The following is a 20148-nucleotide window of genomic DNA, read 5'->3' as shown; positions in this document are numbered from 1 at the left end:
CCGCGTCAGCTTGGTGTCATTGAAACAAGATGCGTTTCCGATGTCAGACTTGCGGCTTAACGGGGCGCATCCCGGCAGCTCGCGGGGGACACCATCATGATTCTTGTAAAGACAGACGCCGGCCAGCAGGTTCTCAAGGATCGCTCGGTGCCGCTCACGCCGCGCCAGCGATCGGCGTTCATCCTGTTCGACGGCAAGCGCTCGGTGGATGACGTGATCGCCGCCGGCATGGGCATCACCGCGGAGGACATCAACCAGATGATGGAACTGGGCGTGCTGGCGCCGGTGGGCGGCAAGCCTGCGGCGACGCCGACCGGGGAGGCCGCGGCCCCCGAAGTTCCGAAGCCGGCTGCGGATGCTGCTGGCTCCGGGCGCAGCAAGCAGCAGCGGTACAAGGACGCCTATCCGATCGCCACGCAACTCACCGGCAGCCTGGGCCTGATGGGTTTCCGGCTCAACCTGCAGGTCGAGGGCACCACCAGCTACGAGGACCTCGTGGCGCTGGCGCCGAAGATCCGAGCCGCCGTCGGCCCTGAGAAGGCCGCGGCGCTCGACAAGGCCCTCAACGACTGAATCTTGCCGGGATGGCCGATACAGGGCTATAATCGCCGGCTTTGCCTTGCCACACTGCGCCCGACGCTGCAGGTGGCTTTTCCTCTTCTTCGGAAGAATCCACAAGGAGTGCCATGCGTCACTACGAAATCATTTTGCTGATCCACCCGGATCAGAGCGAACAAGTTCCGGCCATGCTGGAGCGTTACAAGGGCCTGATCACGGCCGGCGGCGGCAAGGTCCACCGCGTTGAAGACTGGGGCCGCCGTCAGCTGGCCTACCAGATCAACAAGCTCAACAAGGCTCACTACCTGTGCGTCAACATCGAAGCTGAACAAGCCGTGATGGGCGAACTGGAACACGCGTTCAAGTTCAACGATGCCGTGCTGCGTCACCTCACCGTCCAGAAGAAGAAGGCTGAAACCGGTCCTTCGTCGATGATGAAGACGGTCGAGCGCGAAGAGGCCCGCAAGGCCCAGCAGGCCGAATACGCCGCCAACAACAACTGATGGCGTGACTGCTGCCGCTACGGCAACCGGGGTCAACCAGCTTCTGCTGACCGCCTCCGTTGCCGAACTCGGAGCCCTGCGATACACGCCAGCCGGCTTGCCCGCCATCGATCTGAAGCTCGAACACGAGTCGACGCTCCAGGAGGCAGGCAAACCCAGGCAGGTGAAGACGGCCCTCAAGGCCGTTGCCTTCGGCGCCATCGCCGAACGGCTCGCAAGACAGTCGATGGGAAGTCTCTGGCGTTTTCAGGGCTTCCTGGCGACACCGGGCAACGGCAAGCATCCGGTCCTGCATATCCAAGATTTTCAGCAAGATTAATTTTCGACAAGAGGTCCCCAAATGGCCACGTTCAAGAAATTCAACAAAGACAAGCGCCCGAAGCGCAACACCCAGTCGCTGCTGTTCAAGCGCAAGCGCTTCTGCCGCTTCACCGTCGCTGGCGTCGAAGAAATCGACTACAAGGACATCGACACGCTGCGTGACTTCATCAGCGAAAACGGCAAGATCATCCCCGCACGCCTGACCGGCACGCGCGCGATCTACCAACGCCAGCTGAACACCGCCATCAAGCGCGCGCGCTTCCTGGCCATGGTGCCGTACAGCGACCAGCACCGCGTCTAAGGAGCCGAGACCATGCAAATCATTCTTCTGGACAAGGTTCTCAACGTCGGCGGCCTGGGCGATATCGTCAAGGTCAAGGACGGCTATGCACGCAACTTCCTGATCCCGACGGGCCGCGCCCGCCGTGCTACCGCCGCCAACAAGGCTGAATTCGAAGCCAAGCGCGTCGAACTCGAAAAGGCTGCGGCTGCCAAGCTGGCCGAATCGCAAGCCCAAGGCGAAAAGCTCGGTGGCACGACCGTCAAGCTGACGCAAAAGGCTGGCGTCGACGGCCGTCTGTTCGGCTCGGTCACCAACGGCGACATCGCCGAAGAACTGGGCAAGCAAGGCTACAAGGTCGCCAAGTCGCAAGTGCGCCTGCCCAATGGCCCGATCAAGGTTGTTGGCGACAGCACCGTGAGCGTTGCGCTGCACACCGACGTGGTGGTCGACATCACCGTGACGGTCTACGGCGAAACCGCCTGATCGTCCACGGCGCCTCAGTGCGCTGCAGCAAAAGCCGCCTTCGGGCGGCTTTTCTTTTTCTGCGCTCGGGTTATCCAGTCGATTGCACTGGAAGATCACTGTTTATTCACAACCTTGTCCACACGCGCATCCGCGTGCGCGGCTTAGCATGCAGGGTTGCAAGGGAAGTCCATGTCCGCCGTTTTCTCCTATGCCGACAATGACCCGTCGGCCGATCGCCAAGTCGCTCAACTGCGCATTCCGCCTCACTCCATCGAGGCCGAATCGAGCGTGCTCGGCGGCCTGCTGCTCGACAACGGCGCCTGGGACCGAATGGGCGACCTGCTGGTCGACGGCGACTTCTATCGCCACGAGCACAAGCTGATCTATGCCGCCATCGGTGGGCTGATCAATGCCAGCAAGCCGGCCGATGTGATCACGGTCTACGAGCAACTGCAGAACCTCGGCAAGGCCGACGAGATCGGCGGGCTGGTGTATTTGAACTCGCTCGCGCAGTACGTGCCCAGCGCGAGCAACATCCGCCGCTATGCAGAGATCGTGCGCGAGCGCTCGATCCTGCGCAAACTTGTCACCGCCAGCGACGAGATTGCGACCAACGCTTTCAACCCGCAGGGCAAGGCGGTCGACAAGATCCTCGACGAGGCCGAGCAGAAGATCTTCAACATCGGCGAAGAAGGCACGCGGATGAAGCAGGGCTTCCAGAGCATGGATTCCCTGGTGGTCGAGCTGCTCGACCGCGTGACCGAAATGGCCGAGAACCCGAACGACATCACGGGCATTCGCACCGGCTTCCACGACTTCGACAAGATGACCTCCGGCCTGCAGCCGGGCGACATGATCGTGCTGGCTGCGCGTCCATCGATGGGCAAGACCTCGCTCGCGATCAACATCGCCGAGCACGTGGCGCTCGAGGAGGGTCTGCCGGTGGCGGTGTTCTCGATGGAAATGGGTGCCTCGCAGCTCGCGGTGCGTATCGTCGGCTCCATCGGGCGCATCGACCAGGGCCACCTGCGTACCGGCAAGCTCAGCGACGAGGAATGGCCGCGCCTCACCGAAGCCATCGAGAAGCTTCGCACCGTGTCGCTGCACATCGACGAAACGCCGGGCCTGTCGACCAGCGAACTGCGTGCCAACGCGCGCCGGCTTGCGCGCCAGTACGGGCGCCTTGGCCTGATCGTGGTCGACTACCTGCAGTTGATGTCGACCAGCAGCTCGGGCGACGAGAACCGCGCCACGGCCGTGGGCGAAATCTCGCGCGGCCTGAAGATGCTGGCCAAGGAACTCAAGTGCCCGGTGATCGCGCTGTCGCAGCTCAGCCGAGGCGTGGAAAGCCGCACCGACAAGCGCCCCATGATGAGCGACCTGCGCGAATCCGGCGCCATCGAGCAGGACGCGGACATCATCATGTTCATCTACCGCGACGACTACTACAACAAGGAGTCGAAGGAGCCGGGTGTGGCCGAGGTGATCATCAGCAAGCACCGCAACGGCCCGACCGGCACCGTCAAACTGGCCTTCCTGAAGCCGATCACCAAGTTCGAGAACCTGGTGGGCTACAGCAACAACGACCAGTACTGACGCAGCGCGTCAGCCAACGTTGCCGCCAGGCCGGGGCAGCGAGGCCGGCGGCTTCTGCTTTATCGTTTTGCCGTGCGCCGTCTCGGCCTTCACCTGCCGCAGCAGGTCGGCCAGCGTCTTGCCGGGTTCGTCACGAAAGCGCTCGGGCAGCATTTCGATCGTGTCCATGCGGTCCAGGCGAAAGCCGCGGAAGTCGTTGCGCAGCTCGCACCAGGTCGAGAGCGTCCAGACCTTGCCCCAATAGAAGCAGCCGAGCGGCCGAACCGTGCGTTCGCTCGCATCGCCCGACACATCGTGGTAGCTCAATCGCAACTTGTTGTGCGACTGCACCGCCTCGCGCAACGTCTGCAGCCGCGTGCGCAGCGTGTCGTCCAGGCCCATCGCAGGGGCATAGAGTGCCAGCGCCTCGGCCGAGACGCGTGCCGCCGGTGGCAGCACCGACAGGATCTTGCCCAGTCCGCTCTCGATGTCGCGCGCCAGCGCCGGATCGACCCAGCTCTGCGCGAGCCGCGCCGCGGCCATCAGTGCCGAGGCTTCGTCCTGCGTGAACATCAGCGGCGGCAGTTCGAAGCCCGCGCCCAGCCGATAACCCACGCCGGCCTCGCCCTCTATGGGCACGCCTTGGTGCTGCAGGTCGGCCACGTCGCGGTACACCGTGCGCTCCGACACCTCGAGGCGCTGCGCCAGGAACGCAGCCGTGGTGAGCCGGCGTCCGCGGATGAGCTGCACGAGTTGGAAGAGGCGGTCGGCGCGGCGCATCAGCGGGTTTCGGTGAGTTTCTTCGCGAAGCCTTCGACGAAGCAGTGCTTGCCGCGCTGTACGGCCGCCCCGACGTTCGGCAGATGAAGGCGGCCGGCCAGCCGGGTGCGCCGGTTTTTCCTGATGCTCATGAAACTCCGATGTGGACCGCCACCCTGTCTGGTCCTTCGTAGGCTTCGAAATCGCTGCGGTAGCTGCGCGCGATTTCCGGGTGAGCCTCGAAATACTGCCAGATGCGCTGCCAGGTGGCGATGATCATCTGCGGCATCTTGCCCTGGCCGGTGAACACAAGGTAGTCGCCGGCCTCGATGGCAAGGCTGCCTTCGCCGCCCGAGACGGCGACGCCCGTCGTCACGTCGAAGGCGTCACGGGCGTCCGACTCGTAGGCCGAATAGACGCCGAAGAGGCGGACGTCAGCGGTGCGGTGCGGCGTCGACTCGTATGTCTGTTCGCCGAAGAACCGATCCCACAGTGCGCCGATGCGGGCCGTTGCGGGATCGTTCTCTTCACGGTTGGTAGTGCGGGCGGTGAGGCCCGCGACGCGGAAGGCGTCCAGGTGTTGGCGGATGGGTTCCATGGGGCTTGTTCTCAAAGTGCCAGCGTCTTCGGATCGGCCTTCATGGCCCGGGCGATCAGCTTCATGTCGGCATCGGTGACGTCGAACATGCCAAAGCGAAACTTGTAGCCCCATTGCCTGGGGTTCTCGATGAAGGCCAGGCGCTCGATCAATGGCGCGATCGGTGCCTCCTGCCCGGCCGTGTAGGCCACGTCGCGGCGCCACGGCACGAAGCCGTCGCCCATGTCGAACTCGTAAGGCTCGCCGGGCTGCACGACGCCGATCGACACGAAGCTCTGCAGCTTGTCCGTGCCGCCGAACACCGTGGCCGGCGAGTAGTAGACGACGCGGTCGCCCGCCGCAACCCGCTTGAGCGGCGCATGCTTGCCATGGCCGACCTGCATGAAGCCGAGCGGCCGGTGGTCGCGGCCGCGCCGGGCATGCTCGGCGCTGGCCACGGCGATCCAGTTGCGTTGCGTCATGGCGGCATCACTCCAGGGAGTGCAGGCCGACTTCGTTGCCTTCGGTGTCGCGCAGGTGGGCGATGAAGCCCATGCCAGGCGGCAAAGCGGACTTGGGCGCCACGATCTGGCCGCCGGCCGCCTCGACCCGCGCGAGCACGGCGTCGATGCTGGGCATGCAGTCGAGGTAGATGCGGATGCCTGTGCCGGCGCGCGCGCTTGCGTTGGCGCCGGCCTGCAGGGCGCCGCCGGTGGCGGGATCGTCGTAGGGGAACACGGCCAATGTCTGGCCGCCGAAGTTCTCGCGGCGCAGCTTGCGGGCCAGCACGGTTTCGTAGAAGGTTTGCGCACGGTCCATGTCGGCGACGGGGATCTCGAACCAGCTGATGGCGTTCTGCTTGTACATGGGTGTTCTTTCGTGTGGTTGAAGGAGCCCCGATGGTGCGGACCGGCTCCTGACAGCGTCTTGTCAGTAGGCTGTCATCGCAGGCGAAAAAATGCCCGCGATGCCCCTTGGGGCACACGCGGGCTCTTGTCGGCCAGGAGTCGCGGCTTAGAGCACGTCGCTCGCGAAATCCGCCAGCCGCGAGCGTTCGCCGCGCGCCAGCGTGATGTGCCCGCCGTGCGGCCAGCCCTTGAACTTGTCGACTGCGAAGGTGAGGCCCGAGGAGCCTTCCGTGAGGTACGGCGTGTCGATCTGAGCGAGATTGCCCATGCAGATGATCTTGGTGCCGGGGCCGGCACGGGTGATCAGCGTTTTCATCTGCTTGGGCGTGAGGTTCTGCGCCTCGTCGATGATCACGTACTTGTTGAGGAAGGTGCGCCCGCGCATGAAGTTCATGCTCTTGACCTTGATGCGGCTGCGGATCAGCTCGTTGGTGGCCGCGCGGCCCCACTCGCCGGCGCCGCCGCCGTCGCCCTTGGCCAGGAACTCGAGGTTGTCGTCGAGCGCCCCCATCCAGGGGCCCATCTTTTCTTCTTCGGTGCCGGGCAGGAAGCCGATGTCTTCACCCACGCTCACGGTCGCGCGGGTCATGATGATCTCGGTGTAGCGGCGGTCGTCGAGCACCTGCGTGAGGCCGGAGGCCAGCGCCATCAGGGTCTTGCCGGTGCCGGCGGTGCCGGTCAGCGTGACGAAGTCGATCTCCGGGTCCATCAGCAGGTTCATCGCGAAGTTCTGCTCGCGGTTGCGCGTGTTCACGCCCCAGACCGCGTTCTTGCCCGAGCTGTAGTCCTTCAGCGTCTTGAGTACCGCGGTCTTGTCGCGGATCTCGGTGACGCGCGCGTACATGCTCGGCTCGCCCGGTGCCTCGAAGAAGACGAACTGGTTGATGTACAGGTTGGGCACCAGCGGACCGCTGATCCGGTAGAAGGTGTTGCTGCCGCTCTGCCAGCTCTCGACCGTCTTGCTCTGGCGGGTCCAGAAGTCGGGCGGCAGCGCCAGCGAGCCGGCGTACAGCAGGTCGCCGTCTTCCAGCGTCTTGTCGTTCTGGTAGTCGTCGGCGGCCAGGCCCAGCGCACGCGCCTTGACGCGCATGTTGATGTCCTTCGACACCAGCACCACTTCCTGCTTCGGCTTGCCCGGCCGGTCCTTGGCGTACTCGTCGCGCAGCGCGTGCACCACACCGAGGATCTGGTTGTCGGCCTTGCCTTGGGGCAGGCTGATCGGCAGCGAGTAGTCGAGCGGAGCGGTCTGGAAGAACAGCCGGCCGCCGGCTTCGCGGTGGCCGGTGGTGTCGAGCTTCAGGCCCTTGTCGATGTCGGCATCCTGGGCGCCAGCGAGCGCGTCGAGCGTGCGGCTGGTCTGGCGGCCGTTGCGCGCGACTTCGGTGGTGCCTTTCTTGTGGCCGTCCAGCTCTTCCAGCACGATCATCGGCAGGAAGATGTCGTGCTCCTCGAAGCGGAACAGACACATCGGGTCATGCAGCAGCACGTTCGTGTCGAGCACGAACAGCTTGGCGGGGCCGGTGGACTTGCTGCGTTTGGGCCGTGCCGGTGCCTGTGCCTGTGGCGCCGGGGCAGGGGGGGCGGCGACGACCGGTGCCTTCGTCTCGACCTGGATGAGGGCTTGCGGCTGGGGCGCGCTCACGGGTACGGGCGCCGGTTTCGACTTGGCCCGGCGTGCCGGGCGCACAGTGTCGCCGCCGCCGGCACTGTCGGTGCCGAGGCTGTCGAACAGTTCCAGCGGCTGCGGGCTGCGCGCCGTGGTCTCGTCAGCGCGCGAATCGCCGGAACGGCGCGAACCCCTGTGCGAGGACCGGGCGGGTGCGTCGATCGCGTCCGGCGAGAGCAATGCAGCGCGTTTCGTGGGGGCGGGAGGCAATGGCATGTGTCAGATCGCTCGCAGAAAGTGGGAACCAGAAAACAAAAAAGCCGCCTGAAGACCAAGGCGGCTTTGTTCGGGGGATGCGGTCGTGGAGCTCAACGGCATGAGCCCATTATGCACACCGCGGATGACGCGCCGGAGGCACTTTACGCACTGCGTTGGGCATTTCCCACGCAAGAGCGGAAAAGCGCACGGCCGGCTCGCCGGGAGGCGGTCAGGCGGCCTTCTTGAGTGCCTTGACGGCCTTGAGCACGTCGTCGACATGGCCGGGAACCTTGAGCCCGCGCCATTCGGCCTTCAGGATGCCGTCGGCGCCGATCAGGAAGGTGCTGCGTTCGATGCCCTTGACCTTCTTGCCGTACATGATCTTGTTCTTGACCACGCCGAACATGTGGCACATTTTTTCTTCGGTGTCGGCGATGAGTTCGAAGGGCAGCTCGAGCTTGGCCTTGAACTCGTCGTGCGACTTCATGTTGTCGCGGGATACGCCGAACACCGTGGCGCCGGCCTTTTCGAAGTCCTTGTAGCGGTCGCGGAACTGCATGGCTTCGGTAGTGCAACCCGGAGTGTTATCTTTCGGGTAAAAATACATGACCAGCACATGGCCGAGATGCGAGGTATTCGAGACCTTGAGGCCGCCCGTGGCGTTGGCGTCGAATTCAGGAATGGGTTTGTTGACAACGATCGCCATGAAACTTGTTTTCTCCGTTAGATTCCGTTCCTGAGCCCTCTCGCCCCGTTTCGGACGGGACTTGCTCAAGGAATGGAGGATTGGTCGTTGCTAACTTAGGGGTAGCTGGCCTGTTCGCAACCCGGTATTTTACCCCGAAAACACCTCTCTCAGCCACGCGGCGGGCTCTCGACCAGCAGGGCGGCGATCACGTGCCGGCCTTCTCCAGCCAGGATGTTGTAGGTTCGGCAGGCTGCGGCGGTGTCCATGGTCTCGACACCGGTGCGTTGCGCCATCAGGGGTTTCAGCCAGCCGGGTTGGGGAAAGCGGATGCGGTTTCCGCTGCCGAAAATGACCAATTCCGCGCCCAGGGAGGCCAGTTGCTCGAAATGTTCGGCGCCGAGCTGGTCGAAGCTCGAGCAATTCCATTCGAAGCGCTCGCCGCGCGAGCCCACTACCACGCTGCCTTCGACTTTTTCGTTGTTGATCGCCACCCAGCCGGGGCCGTGTGCGGTAAGGGACTGGGCGTCGGATTTGTCGGGCTGGAGCTTCATCTGGGCACTGGGAACTGTGGTCAAATTATAGGTTTTCCCTAGTGCCACGGGGCTCGCAAGGGCCTTTGCCTTCGAGTAAGCAACCCGTCAACCCGTTAATTTCCGCGCCCGGGAGGGCCCTTTGAAGCAGCTCAAGAAATCGGCCAAGCTGGCCAACGTTCTCTATGACATCCGCGGTCCCATCATGGATGCCGCCAAGCAGATGGAAGAGGACGGCCAGAAGATCATCAAGCTCAATATCGGCAACCTCGCCGTGTTCGGTTTCGATGCTCCCGAGGAAATCCAGCAGGACATGATCCGCAACCTGCCCACCTCGGCCGGCTATTCGGACAGCAAGGGCGTCTTCGCGGCACGCAAGGCGGTGATGCACGAGACGCAGAAGCAGGGCATCGCGGGCGTCACGCTCGACGACATCTACCTCGGCAACGGCGCCAGCGAGCTGATCGCCATGTCCACCAATGCGCTGCTCAACGACGGCGACGAACTGCTGCTGCCGGCCCCCGACTACCCGCTGTGGACCGCCTCCACGAGCCTGTCGGGCGGCACGCCGGTGCACTACCTGTGCGACGAGGCCAACGGCTGGATGCCGAATCTCGACGACATCCGCGCCAAGATCACGCCGCGCACCAAGGGCATCGTGGTCATCAACCCGAACAACCCGACCGGTGCGTTGTATTCCGACGAACTGCTCAAGAGCATCGTGGCCATCGCGCGCGAGCACGGCCTCGTGATCTTCGCCGACGAGGTCTACGACAAGGTCCTGTACGACGGCGTGAAGCACACCGCCATCGCCAGCCTGTCGAGCGACGTGCTCACGCTCACCTTCAATTCGCTCTCCAAGAGCTACCGCTCGTGCGGCTACCGCGCCGGCTGGCTCGTGGTGTCGGGTGACAAGCGCAGCGCGCAGGACTACATCGAGGGCCTGAACATGCTCTCGAACATGCGCCTGTGCGCCAACGTGCCCGGCCAGTGGGCCATCCAGACGGCGCTCGGCGGCTACCAGAGCATCAACGACCTCGTGTGCGAGGGCGGCCGGCTGCGCCGCCAGCGCGACCTGGCCTACGAACTCATCACCGCCATTCCGGGCGTGAGCTGTGTCAAGCCGAGCGCCGCGCTCTACATGTTCCCCAAGCTCGATCCCGAGGTCTATCCGATCGAGGACGATCGCCAGTTCTTCCTCGAACTGCTGAAGGAAACCCGCGTGATGCTGGTGCAGGGCACCGGCTTCAACTGGGCCACGCCGGATCACTTCCGCATCGTGTTCCTGCCCCATGAAGACGACCTGCGCGAGGCCATCAACCGCATCGCGAGGTTCCTGGAGCAGTACCGCCTGCGCCGCCAGTCGCGGCCATGAAACCTGCCTGCATCACTGCTGCCGCCACCCCATCGAAACCATGAACGCGACTCTCCCAATGAAACCCATCCAAGTAGGCCTGCTCGGCGCAGGCACGGTCGGCAGCGGCACCTTCAAGGTGCTCCAGCGCAACCAGGAAGAGATCAAGCGCCGCGCTGGCCGCGGCATCGAGATCACCATGGTGGCCGACCTCGACACTGCCCGCGCCCGCGAAGTGGCCGGCGAAAGCGTCAAGGTGGTCAGCGATGCGCGCGAAGTCATCGCCAACCCCGACATCGACATCGTCATCGAGCTGATCGGCGGCTACGGCATCGCCAAGCAGCTGGTGCTCGAGGCCATTGCGGCCGGCAAGCATGTGGTCACGGCCAACAAGGCATTGCTCGCCGTGCACGGCACCGAGATCTTCGCGGCCGCGCACGCCAAGGGCGTGATGGTGGCCTTCGAGGCGGCGGTGGCCGGCGGCATCCCGATCATCAAGGCGCTGCGTGAAGGCCTCACGGCCAACAGCATCCAGTGGCTGGCCGGCATCATCAACGGAACCACCAACTTCATCCTGTCCGAGATGCGCGACAAGGGCCTGGATTTCGCGACCGTGCTGAAGGAAGCGCAACGCCTGGGCTACGCCGAAGCCGACCCGACCTTCGACATCGAGGGCGTCGACGCCGGCCACAAGGTCACGCTGATGAGTGCCATCGCCTTCGGCATTCCGGTGCAGTTCGACAAGGCCCACATCGAGGGCATCACCAAGCTCGCCGCGCAGGACATCAGGTACGCCGAGCAGTTGGGCTATCGCATCAAGCTGCTGGGCGTGACCAAGCGCACTGCCAAGGGCATCGAACTGCGCGTGCACCCCTCGCTGGTGCCCTCGAAGCGCCTGCTGGCCAACGTCGAAGGTGCGATGAACGCGGTGGTGGTGCACGGCGACGCCGTGGGCACCACGCTCTACTACGGCAAAGGCGCAGGCAGCGAGCCGACCGCCAGCGCCGTGATCGCCGACCTCGTCGACATCACCCGCCTGCATACTGCCGACGCCGCGCACCGCGTGCCGCACCTGGCCTTCCATCCCGACGCGATGAGCGACCTGAAGGTGCTGCCGATGTCGGAAGTCGTCACCAGCTACTACCTGCGCCTGCGCGTGGCCGACCAGGCCGGCGTGCTAGCCAAGGTCACGGGCCTGCTGGCCACCGCCGGTATCAGCATCGATGCCGTGCTGCAGCGCGAAGCCGACGAAGTGGGCGGCGAAGGTTCCACGCAGACCGACCTGATCATCCTCACGCACGACGCGCGCGAAGGCACCGTCAACGACGTGATGGCCGAGCTGCAGGCGCTGCCCACCGTGCTCGAACCCATCGTGCGCATCCGCAAGGAAGAGTTGAAGTGAACTACCTGAGCACCCGCGGCCATCCGGACCGCAAGCGCTTCTGCGAAATTCTCCTCGAAGGCCTTGCGCCCGATGGCGGCCTCTATCTGCCCGAGGCGTATCCGCAGGTCGACACTGCCACGCTCGCCAAATGGCGCGCGCTGCCGTACGCCGAACTGGCGTTCGAGATCCTCTCGCTCTACATCGACGACATTCCGGCCGCCGACCTGAAAGCGATTTGCGCGAAGACCTACACCGCCGAAGTGTTTGGCACCGACGAGATCGTGCCGCTGCGCGAGCTCGAGGACGGCGTGTACCTCGAAGCCTTGTCCAACGGCCCCACGCTGGCCTTCAAGGACATGGCGATGCAACTGCTCGGCAACCTGTTCGAGTACGAGCTGGCCCGCCGCGGCGCGGAGCTCAACATCCTCGGCGCGACCAGCGGCGACACCGGCAGCGCGGCCGAATACGCCATGCGCGGCAAGAAGGGCGTGCGTGTCTTCATGACCTCGCCCGACGGCCGCATGAGCCCGTTCCAGCAGGCGCAGATGTTCAGCCTGCAGGACGAGAACATCCACAACATCGCCATCACCGGCGTGTTCGACGATTGCCAGGACATCGTCAAGGCGGTGTCGAACGACCTGGGCTTCAAGCGCAAGTACCGCATCGGCACGGTCAACTCGATCAACTGGGCGCGCCTTCTGGCGCAGGTCGTCTATTACTTTGCGGGCTACTTCCAGGCCACGGCGAGCAACGACAAGCCGGTGAGCTTCACCGTGCCCTCGGGCAACTTCGGCAATGTCTGTGCGGGCCACGTGGCCCGCATGATGGGCCTGCCGATCCAGACGCTGGTGGTCGCCACCAACGAGAACGACGTGCTCGACGAGTTCTTTCGCACTGGCGTCTACCGCGTGCGCGCGGCCGTCGACACGCACGAAACCTCCAGCCCGTCGATGGACATCAGCAAGGCCAGCAACTTCGAGCGCTTCGTGTTCGACCTTGTCGGGCGCGATGCGGCCAAGCTGCGCAAGCTGTTCGTGGACGACCTGGGCCTGCAGGGCAGCTTCGATCTGAGCGCCGACCCGGCGTTCAAGCAGGCCGCGGGGCGCTTCGGCTTTCGCAGTGGCCGCAGCACGCACGCCGACCGCCTGGCCACCATTCGCGACACCGACAAGCGCTTTGCCACGCTGGTCGACCCGCACACGGCAGATGGCCTGAAGGCTGCACGCGAACAGCACGTGCCCGGCGTGCCGATGGTGGTGCTCGAAACGGCGCTGCCGATCAAGTTTGCGGCCACGCTGGTCGAGGCGCTCGGCGCGGAGCCCGCGCGGCCGAAGAAGTTCGAAGGCATCGAGGCGCTGCCCAAGCGCGTCGTCAAGCTGCCTGCAGATGCCGAGGCCGTCAAGGCCTACATCGCCGAAAACTGTGACTGATCGCGGTCGGGTCTTCGCATGAAAGTCGTCGGTTTCGCCGGCTATTCGGGCGCGGGCAAGACCACGCTGCTTGAGCGCCTGATACCGGCGCTCAAGCGGCTCGGCCAGCGCGTGTCGGTAGTCAAGCACGCGCACCACAAGTTCGACATCGACCATCCCGGCAAGGACACCTACCGCCACCGCGAGGCGGGTGCCTTCGAGGTGGTGGTCGCCTCCGACAAGCGGCTGGCCGTGATGCGCGAGTTCGAGGCTCCCGTCGAACTCAGCGTGCACCAGTTGCTGGCCGAGGTGCACCCGGCTGCCGACTGGGTGCTGGTCGAGGGCTTCCGGCACAGTGACGTGCTCAAGATCGAGGTCTGGCGGCTGCCGGAAGCGGGTGAGCCGTCGCGGCCTGTGCTGTACACCGACGATCCTTTCGTCGTCGCCGTGGCCACCGATGCGCCAGCCAGCCTGCCATTGCCCACCGAGCGGCCGTTGTTCGACCTCAACGACGCCGAGGCCATTGCGAGGTGGTTGATCGACAGCGGCGATCGCTTCGAATACAACCCCGATCACCATGGCTGACTCACCCATTCCTTTCGCCGCTTCATCCTCGCGCCCGCCGCTGATGCCGCTCGATGAGGCGATTGCGGTTCTGCTCGCGAAGGCCTTGCCGAAGCTGCCCGCCGAGAGCGTCGGTACCTTTGACGCCGACGGCCGCGTGCTGGCGCAGGACCTCGTCTCCGGCCTCACCGTGCCGCCGCGCGATAACAGTGCGATGGACGGCTATGCCGTGCGCGCGGCCGACTGTGCCGCACCGGGCTCCGAACTGAAGGTGACGCAGCGCATCCCCGCAGGCACCGTCGGCACGCCGCTCGCGGCCGGCACCGCGGCGCGCATCTTCACGGGCGCGCAGATCCCTGAAGGCGCCGATGCCGTCGTGATGCAGGAAGACACCACGGCAATGCCGCAAGAAGGCAGCCTGGGCTCGGTGCGCATCGCCATCGTTCCCGCTGCCGGCCAATGGATCCGTCGCGCGGGCGAAGACGTGGCCTCGGGCGATGTCGTGCTGAGGACGGGCGAGCGCCTCACCCCCGCCGCGCTCGGCCTTGCGGCCAGCGTGGGCTTCGACCGCCTGCAGGTGGCCCGCAAGCCGCGTGTGGCCATGCTCTCCACTGGCGACGAACTGGTGATGCCCGGCGAGGTCGCACCCGACGCGATGAAGCCTGGCGCCATCTACAACTCCAACCGCTTCTTCATGCGGGCCCTCCTGCGCCGCCTGGGCTGCGAAGTGAACGACCTGGGCATCGTGCCCGACGACCGCGAAGCCACCATCGCCGCACTGCGCGATGCGGCGGAGACGAGCGACCTGATCATCACCACCGGCGGCGTCTCCGTCGGCGAGGAAGACCACATCCGCGCGGCGCTGCAATCGCTGGGCGAGCTGCAGCTCTGGTCGCTGTCGATGAAGCCCGGCAAGCCTTTCGCCTATGGTTCGATCGCGCGCAGCAACGGGCAGGGCGCCTGCCATGTGACGGGGTTGCCCGGCAATCCGGTGTCGAGCTTCCTGACCTTCCTGATGCTCGTGCGGCCCTTCCTGCTGGCGCTGCAGGGCGCCACGCGCGTCGCGCCGGAAGCGGTGAAGATGCGCGCCGATTTCGACTGGCTGCGCGCCGACAAGCGCCGGGAGTTCCTGCGCACGCGGCGCAACCCGGACGGTGGCCTCGACCTGTTCGGCAACCAGAGCTCGGGTGTGCTGACCTCGATGGTCTGGGGTGACGGCTTGGTCGACAACCCTGCCGGCCAGACGATCAAGGCAGGCGACACCGTCGACTTCATTCCCTTCGCATCGCTGCTCGCCTGAATCGTATGAAGATCCAGATCCGTTACTTCGCCTCGGTGCGCGAAGCCCTTTCCAGCAGCGGCGAAACCGTCGACACCAAGGCCGGGACGCTTTCGGCCCTGCGCGACGAGCTCATCGCCCGCGGTGGTGCTTACGCCACCGCGCTTGCACGCGGCAAGGCGGTGCGCATGGCGCTCGACCAGATGATGAGCGACGAAGCCGCCGCCCTGAGCGAAGGCTGCGAAGTCGCATTCTTTCCACCCGTCACGGGCGGTTGAGGCGCCCGTCCAGGGCCGCGAGGCGCTCGCGCAGGCCGTCGGACGCACGGGTCATCGGCGAGCGCAATTCGTCCTGCATTTCGCCCGCGTGCGCCAGCAGCGCCTTCAGCGGCCCGGGATTCGGTTCGGCAAAGAGCATCTCCACCAGCGGCTGCAGCGCCTGCCATTCGGCGCGCGCCTCGGCCAACCGGTTGTCCGCCAGCAGGCGCACCAGCCGCACGAAGCGGCGCGTCTGCACATTGCCGCTGGCCGCGATGGCGCCCGCGCCGCCTTCGGCCATGGTGCCGAAGATCTGGTGATCCTCGCCCGAAAGCACCTGCAGCCGACCGTCGGCGATCACGGCGCGCGTCTTGGCCATGTCGCCGCCGCAGTCCTTGATGCCGCGGATACGCGGATGTTCGGCCAGCGCCAGCAGCGTGTCGCGGGCGATGGTGACGCCGGTGCGATAGGGAATGTCGTAGACCAGCACCGGCACCGTGCTGGCATCGGCGATGGTGCGGAACCATTCGAGCAGGCCGGCCTGCGACGGCCGTACGTAGTGCGGCGCAGCCACCAGCAGGCCCGCCAGCGGGCGTTCGGAGAGCTTGCGCGCCCAGGCCGTGGCCTTGCCCAGGTGATAGCCGGAAATGCCCATGACCACCGGCAGTCCGCCGGCCGCGGCCAGCACGGTATCGAGCACGGCCAGTTGCTCGGCTTCATCGAGCGCGGCGGCCTCGCCGGTCGAGCCGCAGGGCACGAAGCCGGTCACGCCATCGCCGGCGAGCCGCCGCGTCAGCGCGGCGAGGGCGGCATGGTCCACCGCGCCGTCGCGGAACGGGGTAACGAGGGCCACCCAGAAGCCGGAGAAATCAGGGGTGGTGGAGCTTGGTTGTTGTTGAGGCACGCGGGCTTCCTTTCAGGAATCGACCGATGGAACGAACCATCGTCCGATGCGCGCACAACCCGAAAGGGGCCAAAGCCTTTTGCAGGTTCCGTCGCTCATCCGACGACGGAACCTCGGCTCCGGTCAGACGAGCTTTGGTTTTTTGGCTTTATTGCTGCCCTGGCACGCGCGACGGCTCTCGGCGTGCGAAAGCACTGTGAAAAGCGTGGCGAGGCAAGGCATTGCCGCAGTCTATCGCGATGCCACAATCCGGACATGAGCGTTGCGCGTGTTTCGATCCAGACAGCCGATTTCGACCTGGGCCAGGAGGTCGCCGCGTTGCGTGCCGGCGACAAGCGCGTGGGCGCCGTCTGCAGTTTCGTGGGGGCCGTGCGCGACCGCAACGACGGCAGCACGGTCGCCTCTATGGAGCTGGAGCACTACCCCGGCATGACCGAGAAGGCCATCGAAGCCATGATCGACGAGGCGCACAAGCGCTTCGACATCCTGGGCGCGCGCGTGATCCACCGTGTGGGCCTGCTGCAGCCGCTGGACCAGATCATGATGGTGGCGGTGGTGTCGGCGCACCGCGGCCAGAGCTTCGAGGCTTGCGAATTCCTGATGGACTACCTCAAGACCCAGGCGCCTTTCTGGAAGAAAGAGCAGACGCCCGAAGGCGCCCGCTGGGTGGATGCGCGCGTGGCCGACGACGCGGCGCTGGCGCGCTGGGGAATCAGCGCCCCGAACGCCTGACTTGTTGCCTCTCCCCGAGGGGGAGAGGGAGCAAGAGGTCAGAGGGGTTTGAAGCCGCTCGCTTGAATGATCCGCTCCCACGTCTGCGTATACGTGCGCACGCGGCCCGCGAACTGGCCCTGCGGCTCGTAGCCGACCGTCAGCCCCATTGTCGTCAGCTTCTGCTTCACGTCGGGCATCGCCAGCACCTTCTGCAGCGCGTCGCCGTACTTGTCGATGATCGGCTGCGGCGTGCCGACCGGCGCGAAGATGCCGTAGTAGGGCAGGTCTTCCAGGTTCGAGAAGCCCAGCTCGGTGAAGGTCGGCACGTTCGGGATCACCGCCTGGCGCTTGGCGCCGATGGAGGCCACGATGCGCAGCTTGCCCGCCTTGTGGTTCTCGATGAAGTCCGGCACCGAGGCGATGCCCGCGGTGATCTGGTTGCCCAGCATGTCGGCTGTCATCGGCGCGCTGCCGCGGTAAGGCGCGGGCTGCACGTCGATCTTGTACTTCTCCGAAATCATCTTTACCAGGAACTCGGGGATCGAGGCCGGGGCCGGGATGCCGATGGTTTCCTTGCCGCCCTTCTGCGTGCGGACCCACTTCACGTACTCGTCGATGCTCCTGGCCGGCGTGCCGCCAGACACCGCCAACACGTTGGCGAAGGTGGCGAAGCCGGCCACGGGCACGAAGTCGGTGGCGGGGTTGAAGCCCGGGTTCTTCACCACCTGCGGCAGGATCGATATCGTGTGGTCGTGCGACAGGAACAGCGTGTGGCCGTCGGCCGGGGAGGACTTCAGCACCGTCGCCGCGATCTGCCCGCCCGCGCCGGCGCGGTTCTCGACCACCACCGGCACGCCCAGCACGTCCTTGAGTTTTTCGCCCAGCGTGCGTGCAATGGCGTCGGTTCCGGCGCCGGCGGGGAAGCCCACGAGCAGGCGGATGGGGGTGCCGCTTTGCGCTTGCGCAAGGCCGGACAGGCCCATCGCGGCTAGAAAGAGGCCCACGCTGATCGCCCGGCGCACCGGTTGAACGCGCTGCATTGAAAAAACCATGATCGACTCCATTCGAGAGAGAGAAATGCCTACGGGCAGGGGAAACGGATCTTGTGCAATAGCCGTGCCCACGGCACCGGCGTAGCCGGCAGCCTTGAATCGTGCCCGAACAGCCCTATTTTGGATGCAGGAATACCACCATGCGACAAGACAAACTCACCACCAAATTTCAGGAAGCGCTGGGCGACGCACAGTCGCTCGCGCTGGGCAACGACAACGCCTACATCGAACCCGCCCACCTGCTGCTGGCGATGCTGCGCCAGGACGACGGCCCACGCGCCCTGCTGGAGCGTGCCGGCGTCAACGTACCGGGCCTGACGCAGGCGGCCGAGGCCGCCATCAAGAAGCTGCCGCAGGTGCAGGGCCACGACATCGTGCAGGTCGGCCCCGAGCTCGGCAAGCTGCTGCAGGCCACCGAAAAGGAAGCCCTCAAGCGCAATGACCAGTTCATTGCCGGCGAACTTTTCCTCCTGGCATTGGCCGACAGCAAGGCCGACATCGGCAAGACCGCCCGCGAAAACGGCCTGAGCCGCAAGTCGCTCGAAGCCGCCATCGACGCCGTGCGCGGCGGGCAGGGCGTGAACAGCGCCGATGCCGAAGGCCAGCGCGAAGCCCTCAAGAAATACTGCCTCGACCTCACCGAGCGCGCCCGCCTGGGCAAGCTCGATCCGGTCATCGGCCGCGACGAGGAAATCCGCCGCGCCATCCAGGTGCTGCAGCGCCGCACCAAGAACAACCCCGTGCTCATCGGCGAACCCGGCGTGGGCAAGACCGCCATCGTCGAAGGCCTCGCGCAGCGCATCGTCGCGGGCGAAGTGCCCGAGTCGCTCAAGGGCAAGCGCGTGCTGTCGCTCGACATGGCCGCGCTGCTGGCGGGCGCCAAGTTCCGCGGCGAGTTCGAGGAACGCCTGAAGACCGTGCTCAACGAGCTCGCGAAGGACGAAGGCCAGACCATCGTCTTCATCGACGAGCTGCACACCATGGTCGGCGCCGGCAAGGCCGAAGGTGCCATGGACGCAGGCAACATGCTCAAGCCCGCGCTCGCGCGCGGCGAGCTGCACTGCGTGGGTGCCACCACGCTCGACGAATACCGCAAGTACATCGAGAAAGATGCCGCGCTGGAGCGCCGCTTCCAGAAGATCATCGTGGGCGAGCCCAGCGTCGAGGCCACCATCGCCATCCTGCGCGGCCTGCAGGAAAAATACGAAGTGCACCATGGCGTGCAGATCACCGACCCGGCCATCGTGGCCGCGGCCGAGCTGTCCGACCGCTACATCACCGACCGCTTCCTGCCCGACAAGGCCATCGACCTGATCGACGAGGCCGCGGCCAAGATCAAGATCGAGATGGACTCCAAGCCTGAGGTCATGGACCGGCTCGATCGCCGCCTCATCCAGCTGCAGATCGAGCGCGAAGCCGTGCGCCGCGAAAAGGACGAGGCCTCGCAGAAGCGCTTCGGCCTGATCGAGGACGAGATCGAGAAGCTGCAGAAGGAAATTGCCGACTACGACGAGATCTGGCAGGCCGAGAAGGCCCAGGCCCAGGGCAGCGCGCAGGTGCGCGAAGACGTCGACAAGATCAAGTTCCAGATCGAAGAGTGGAAGCGCAAGGGCGACTTCAACAAGGTCGCCGAGCTCCAGTACGGCCAGCTGCCCGCGCTCGAAAAGCGCTTGAAGGAGGCCGAGGCCAACGAAGCGAACAAGGGCAAGTCCAGCGCGCCCACGCTGCTGCGCACCCAGGTCGGCTCGGAAGAGATCGCCGAGGTCGTGGCGCGCGCCACCGGCATCCCGGTCGCCAAGCTGATGCAGGGCGAGCGCGACAAGCTGCTCGTGATGGAAGACAAGCTGCACGAGCGCGTGGTCGGCCAGGACGAGGCCATCGGCGCGGTCGCCAACGCGATCCGCCGCTCGCGCTCGGGCCTTTCCGATCCGAACCGCCCGACCGGCTCGTTCCTGTTCCTCGGCCCCACGGGCGTGGGCAAGACCGAGCTGTGCAAGGCGCTGGCGGGCTTCCTGTTCGACAGCGAAGACCACCTGATCCGCATCGACATGAGCGAGTTCATGGAGAAGCATTCGGTCGCGCGCCGGATAGGCGCGCCCCCCGGCGAAGTGGGGGAAGAGGGGGGCGGCGACCTCACCGCAGCCCTGCGCCCCAACCCCAAAACCGTGGTGGTGCTAGACGAAATAGGAAAAGCCCCCCC

General features: G+C 65.5%; 24 protein-coding genes. 14 read left to right on the top strand and 10 right to left on the bottom strand.

Translation table 11 applies throughout. The annotated features are described in order from the left end of the window. Positions 1-96 precede the first annotated feature (96 nt). The 6 genes from ACCC97_RS25250 (at position 97) to dnaB (ending at position 3726) form a co-directional block, all read left to right on the top strand. Complete coding sequence (locus ACCC97_RS25250) at positions 97-573, top strand: hypothetical protein (protein WP_007830772.1); 477 nt, start codon at positions 97-99, stop codon at positions 571-573. Positions 574-686: 113 nt separating this feature from the next. After that, entirely contained in the window at positions 687-1061 is a 375-nt protein-coding gene (rpsF, locus tag ACCC97_RS25245) for a 30S ribosomal protein S6 (protein WP_007830775.1), read from the top strand. 4 nt (positions 1062-1065) lie between these two features. Beyond that, complete coding sequence (priB, locus tag ACCC97_RS25240; RefSeq protein WP_007830777.1) at positions 1066-1380, top strand: primosomal replication protein N; 315 nt, start codon at positions 1066-1068, stop codon at positions 1378-1380. A 21-nt stretch (positions 1381-1401) separates the two neighbouring features. Further along, positions 1402-1683, top strand: a complete 282-nt coding sequence (rpsR, locus tag ACCC97_RS25235; protein WP_007830781.1) for a 30S ribosomal protein S18 — start codon at positions 1402-1404, stop codon at positions 1681-1683. Between the two features lie 12 nt (positions 1684-1695). Then, positions 1696-2148: a 50S ribosomal protein L9 gene (rplI, locus tag ACCC97_RS25230; RefSeq protein ID WP_007830783.1), complete on the top strand. Its 453-nt coding sequence runs from the start codon at positions 1696-1698 to the stop codon at positions 2146-2148. 171 nt (positions 2149-2319) lie between these two features. After that, entirely contained in the window at positions 2320-3726 is a 1407-nt protein-coding gene (dnaB, locus tag ACCC97_RS25225) for a replicative DNA helicase (protein ID WP_007830785.1), read from the top strand. 9 nt (positions 3727-3735) lie between these two features. Here the strand turns inward: dnaB and ACCC97_RS25220 are convergent, their stop codons facing one another. The 8 genes from ACCC97_RS25220 to ACCC97_RS25185 all read right to left on the bottom strand — a co-directional run bounded on the left by ACCC97_RS25220 (position 3736) and on the right by ACCC97_RS25185 (position 9052). Next, positions 3736-4485, bottom strand: a complete 750-nt coding sequence (locus ACCC97_RS25220) for a helix-turn-helix transcriptional regulator (protein ID WP_007830788.1) — start codon at positions 4483-4485, stop codon at positions 3736-3738. Then, the gene (locus ACCC97_RS25215) at positions 4485-4616 is read right to left on the bottom strand and encodes a hypothetical protein (protein ID WP_007830791.1); all 132 of its coding nucleotides are present in this window, start codon (positions 4614-4616) and stop codon (positions 4485-4487) included. The genes ACCC97_RS25220 and ACCC97_RS25215 overlap by 1 nt, the downstream gene beginning before the upstream one ends. Further along, entirely contained in the window at positions 4613-5062 is a 450-nt protein-coding gene (locus ACCC97_RS25210; protein ID WP_413335684.1) for a GyrI-like domain-containing protein, read from the bottom strand. Before ACCC97_RS25210 ends, ACCC97_RS25215 begins: the two co-directional genes overlap by 4 nt. Positions 5063-5073: 11 nt before the next feature. Further along, positions 5074-5523 carry an EVE domain-containing protein gene (locus ACCC97_RS25205; protein WP_007830795.1) on the bottom strand — a complete coding sequence of 150 codons (450 nt, stop codon included), beginning with the start codon at positions 5521-5523 and terminating at the stop codon, positions 5074-5076. 7 nt (positions 5524-5530) lie between these two features. Further along, entirely contained in the window at positions 5531-5908 is a 378-nt protein-coding gene (locus tag ACCC97_RS25200; RefSeq protein WP_007830797.1) for a VOC family protein, read from the bottom strand. 147 nt (positions 5909-6055) lie between these two features. Beyond that, positions 6056-7831 carry a PhoH family protein gene (locus ACCC97_RS25195; protein WP_413335682.1) on the bottom strand — a complete coding sequence of 592 codons (1776 nt, stop codon included), beginning with the start codon at positions 7829-7831 and terminating at the stop codon, positions 6056-6058. Positions 7832-8042: 211 nt separating this feature from the next. Further along, complete coding sequence (locus ACCC97_RS25190; RefSeq protein WP_007830801.1) at positions 8043-8519, bottom strand: peroxiredoxin; 477 nt, start codon at positions 8517-8519, stop codon at positions 8043-8045. A gap of 149 nt (positions 8520-8668) precedes the next feature. Then, complete coding sequence (locus ACCC97_RS25185) at positions 8669-9052, bottom strand: Mth938-like domain-containing protein (RefSeq protein ID WP_413335680.1); 384 nt, start codon at positions 9050-9052, stop codon at positions 8669-8671. Between the two features lie 121 nt (positions 9053-9173). Between ACCC97_RS25185 and ACCC97_RS25180 the strand changes: the two genes are divergently transcribed. From ACCC97_RS25180 to ACCC97_RS25155, 6 genes are read left to right on the top strand one after another with little or no spacing between them, the layout of a single operon-like run. Beyond that, on the top strand, positions 9174-10406 hold the full coding sequence (locus ACCC97_RS25180) for a pyridoxal phosphate-dependent aminotransferase (protein WP_007830805.1): 1233 nt from the start codon (positions 9174-9176) through the stop codon (positions 10404-10406). A 58-nt stretch (positions 10407-10464) separates the two neighbouring features. After that, the gene (locus ACCC97_RS25175) at positions 10465-11787 is read left to right on the top strand and encodes a homoserine dehydrogenase (protein ID WP_007830808.1); all 1323 of its coding nucleotides are present in this window, start codon (positions 10465-10467) and stop codon (positions 11785-11787) included. Next, positions 11784-13199: a threonine synthase gene (thrC, locus tag ACCC97_RS25170; protein ID WP_413335678.1), complete on the top strand. Its 1416-nt coding sequence runs from the start codon at positions 11784-11786 to the stop codon at positions 13197-13199. Before ACCC97_RS25175 ends, thrC begins: the two co-directional genes overlap by 4 nt. A gap of 18 nt (positions 13200-13217) precedes the next feature. After that, on the top strand, positions 13218-13763 hold the full coding sequence (gene mobB, locus ACCC97_RS25165) for a molybdopterin-guanine dinucleotide biosynthesis protein B (protein ID WP_413315103.1): 546 nt from the start codon (positions 13218-13220) through the stop codon (positions 13761-13763). Next, entirely contained in the window at positions 13756-15042 is a 1287-nt protein-coding gene (gene glp / locus ACCC97_RS25160) for a gephyrin-like molybdotransferase Glp (RefSeq protein ID WP_413335676.1), read from the top strand. The genes mobB and glp overlap by 8 nt, the downstream gene beginning before the upstream one ends. Before the next feature lie 5 nt (positions 15043-15047). Then, entirely contained in the window at positions 15048-15299 is a 252-nt protein-coding gene (locus ACCC97_RS25155; protein ID WP_413315101.1) for a MoaD/ThiS family protein, read from the top strand. On the opposite strand, the gene dapA is transcribed toward ACCC97_RS25155, so the two are convergent. Continuing rightward, a complete protein-coding gene (gene dapA, locus ACCC97_RS25150) occupies positions 15286-16182 on the bottom strand; it encodes a 4-hydroxy-tetrahydrodipicolinate synthase (RefSeq protein ID WP_413335675.1) in 897 nt (298 codons plus the stop codon). The genes ACCC97_RS25155 and dapA overlap by 14 nt on opposite strands. 255 nt (positions 16183-16437) lie before the next feature. Between dapA and ACCC97_RS25145 the strand changes: the two genes are divergently transcribed. Continuing rightward, positions 16438-16914: a molybdenum cofactor biosynthesis protein MoaE gene (locus tag ACCC97_RS25145; RefSeq protein ID WP_413335673.1), complete on the top strand. Its 477-nt coding sequence runs from the start codon at positions 16438-16440 to the stop codon at positions 16912-16914. A 38-nt stretch (positions 16915-16952) separates the two neighbouring features. Here the strand turns inward: ACCC97_RS25145 and ACCC97_RS25140 are convergent, their stop codons facing one another. After that, the gene (locus ACCC97_RS25140) at positions 16953-17948 is read right to left on the bottom strand and encodes a Bug family tripartite tricarboxylate transporter substrate binding protein (RefSeq protein ID WP_413315098.1); all 996 of its coding nucleotides are present in this window, start codon (positions 17946-17948) and stop codon (positions 16953-16955) included. 140 nt (positions 17949-18088) lie between these two features. On the opposite strand from ACCC97_RS25140, the gene ACCC97_RS25135 reads away from it, so the two are divergent. Then, positions 18089-20148 (top strand): AAA family ATPase (locus ACCC97_RS25135; protein ID WP_413335671.1); only part of this gene is annotated, 2060 nt, incomplete at its 3' end.

The organism is Variovorax sp. Varisp85, assembly GCF_047304045.1.
Classification (GTDB): domain Bacteria; phylum Pseudomonadota; class Gammaproteobacteria; order Burkholderiales; family Burkholderiaceae_C; genus Variovorax.
Note: the sequence above shows the minus strand (reverse complement) of the source record. Positions and strands in the feature narration are given on the sequence as shown.

Bases quoted from the DNA above. Each gene is read 5' to 3' on its own strand.
- ACCC97_RS25185 (WP_413335680.1), bottom strand. From the start codon at position 9,052: ATGAAGCTCCAGCCCGACAAATCCGACGCCCAGTCCCTTACCGCACAC.
- ACCC97_RS25190 (WP_007830801.1), bottom strand. From the start codon at position 8,519: ATGGCGATCGTTGTCAACAAACCCATTCCTGAATTCGACGCCAACGCC.
- ACCC97_RS25145 (WP_413335673.1), top strand. From the start codon at position 16,438: ATGAGCGTTGCGCGTGTTTCGATCCAGACAGCCGATTTCGACCTGGGC.
- ACCC97_RS25175 (WP_007830808.1), top strand. From the start codon at position 10,465: ATGAAACCCATCCAAGTAGGCCTGCTCGGCGCAGGCACGGTCGGCAGC.
- ACCC97_RS25195 (WP_413335682.1), bottom strand. From the start codon at position 7,831: ATGCCATTGCCTCCCGCCCCCACGAAACGCGCTGCATTGCTCTCGCCG.
- rplI (WP_007830783.1), top strand. From the start codon at position 1,696: ATGCAAATCATTCTTCTGGACAAGGTTCTCAACGTCGGCGGCCTGGGC.
- ACCC97_RS25155 (WP_413315101.1), top strand. From the start codon at position 15,048: ATGAAGATCCAGATCCGTTACTTCGCCTCGGTGCGCGAAGCCCTTTCC.
- ACCC97_RS25250 (WP_007830772.1), top strand. From the start codon at position 97: ATGATTCTTGTAAAGACAGACGCCGGCCAGCAGGTTCTCAAGGATCGC.
- mobB (WP_413315103.1), top strand. From the start codon at position 13,218: ATGAAAGTCGTCGGTTTCGCCGGCTATTCGGGCGCGGGCAAGACCACG.
- dnaB (WP_007830785.1), top strand. From the start codon at position 2,320: ATGTCCGCCGTTTTCTCCTATGCCGACAATGACCCGTCGGCCGATCGC.
- ACCC97_RS25200 (WP_007830797.1), bottom strand. From the start codon at position 5,908: ATGTACAAGCAGAACGCCATCAGCTGGTTCGAGATCCCCGTCGCCGAC.
- rpsF (WP_007830775.1), top strand. From the start codon at position 687: ATGCGTCACTACGAAATCATTTTGCTGATCCACCCGGATCAGAGCGAA.
- ACCC97_RS25210 (WP_413335684.1), bottom strand. From the start codon at position 5,062: ATGGAACCCATCCGCCAACACCTGGACGCCTTCCGCGTCGCGGGCCTC.
- ACCC97_RS25140 (WP_413315098.1), bottom strand. From the start codon at position 17,948: ATGGTTTTTTCAATGCAGCGCGTTCAACCGGTGCGCCGGGCGATCAGC.
- ACCC97_RS25220 (WP_007830788.1), bottom strand. From the start codon at position 4,485: ATGCGCCGCGCCGACCGCCTCTTCCAACTCGTGCAGCTCATCCGCGGA.
- rpsR (WP_007830781.1), top strand. From the start codon at position 1,402: ATGGCCACGTTCAAGAAATTCAACAAAGACAAGCGCCCGAAGCGCAAC.
- ACCC97_RS25215 (WP_007830791.1), bottom strand. From the start codon at position 4,616: ATGAGCATCAGGAAAAACCGGCGCACCCGGCTGGCCGGCCGCCTTCAT.
- glp (WP_413335676.1), top strand. From the start codon at position 13,756: ATGGCTGACTCACCCATTCCTTTCGCCGCTTCATCCTCGCGCCCGCCG.
- ACCC97_RS25205 (WP_007830795.1), bottom strand. From the start codon at position 5,523: ATGACGCAACGCAACTGGATCGCCGTGGCCAGCGCCGAGCATGCCCGG.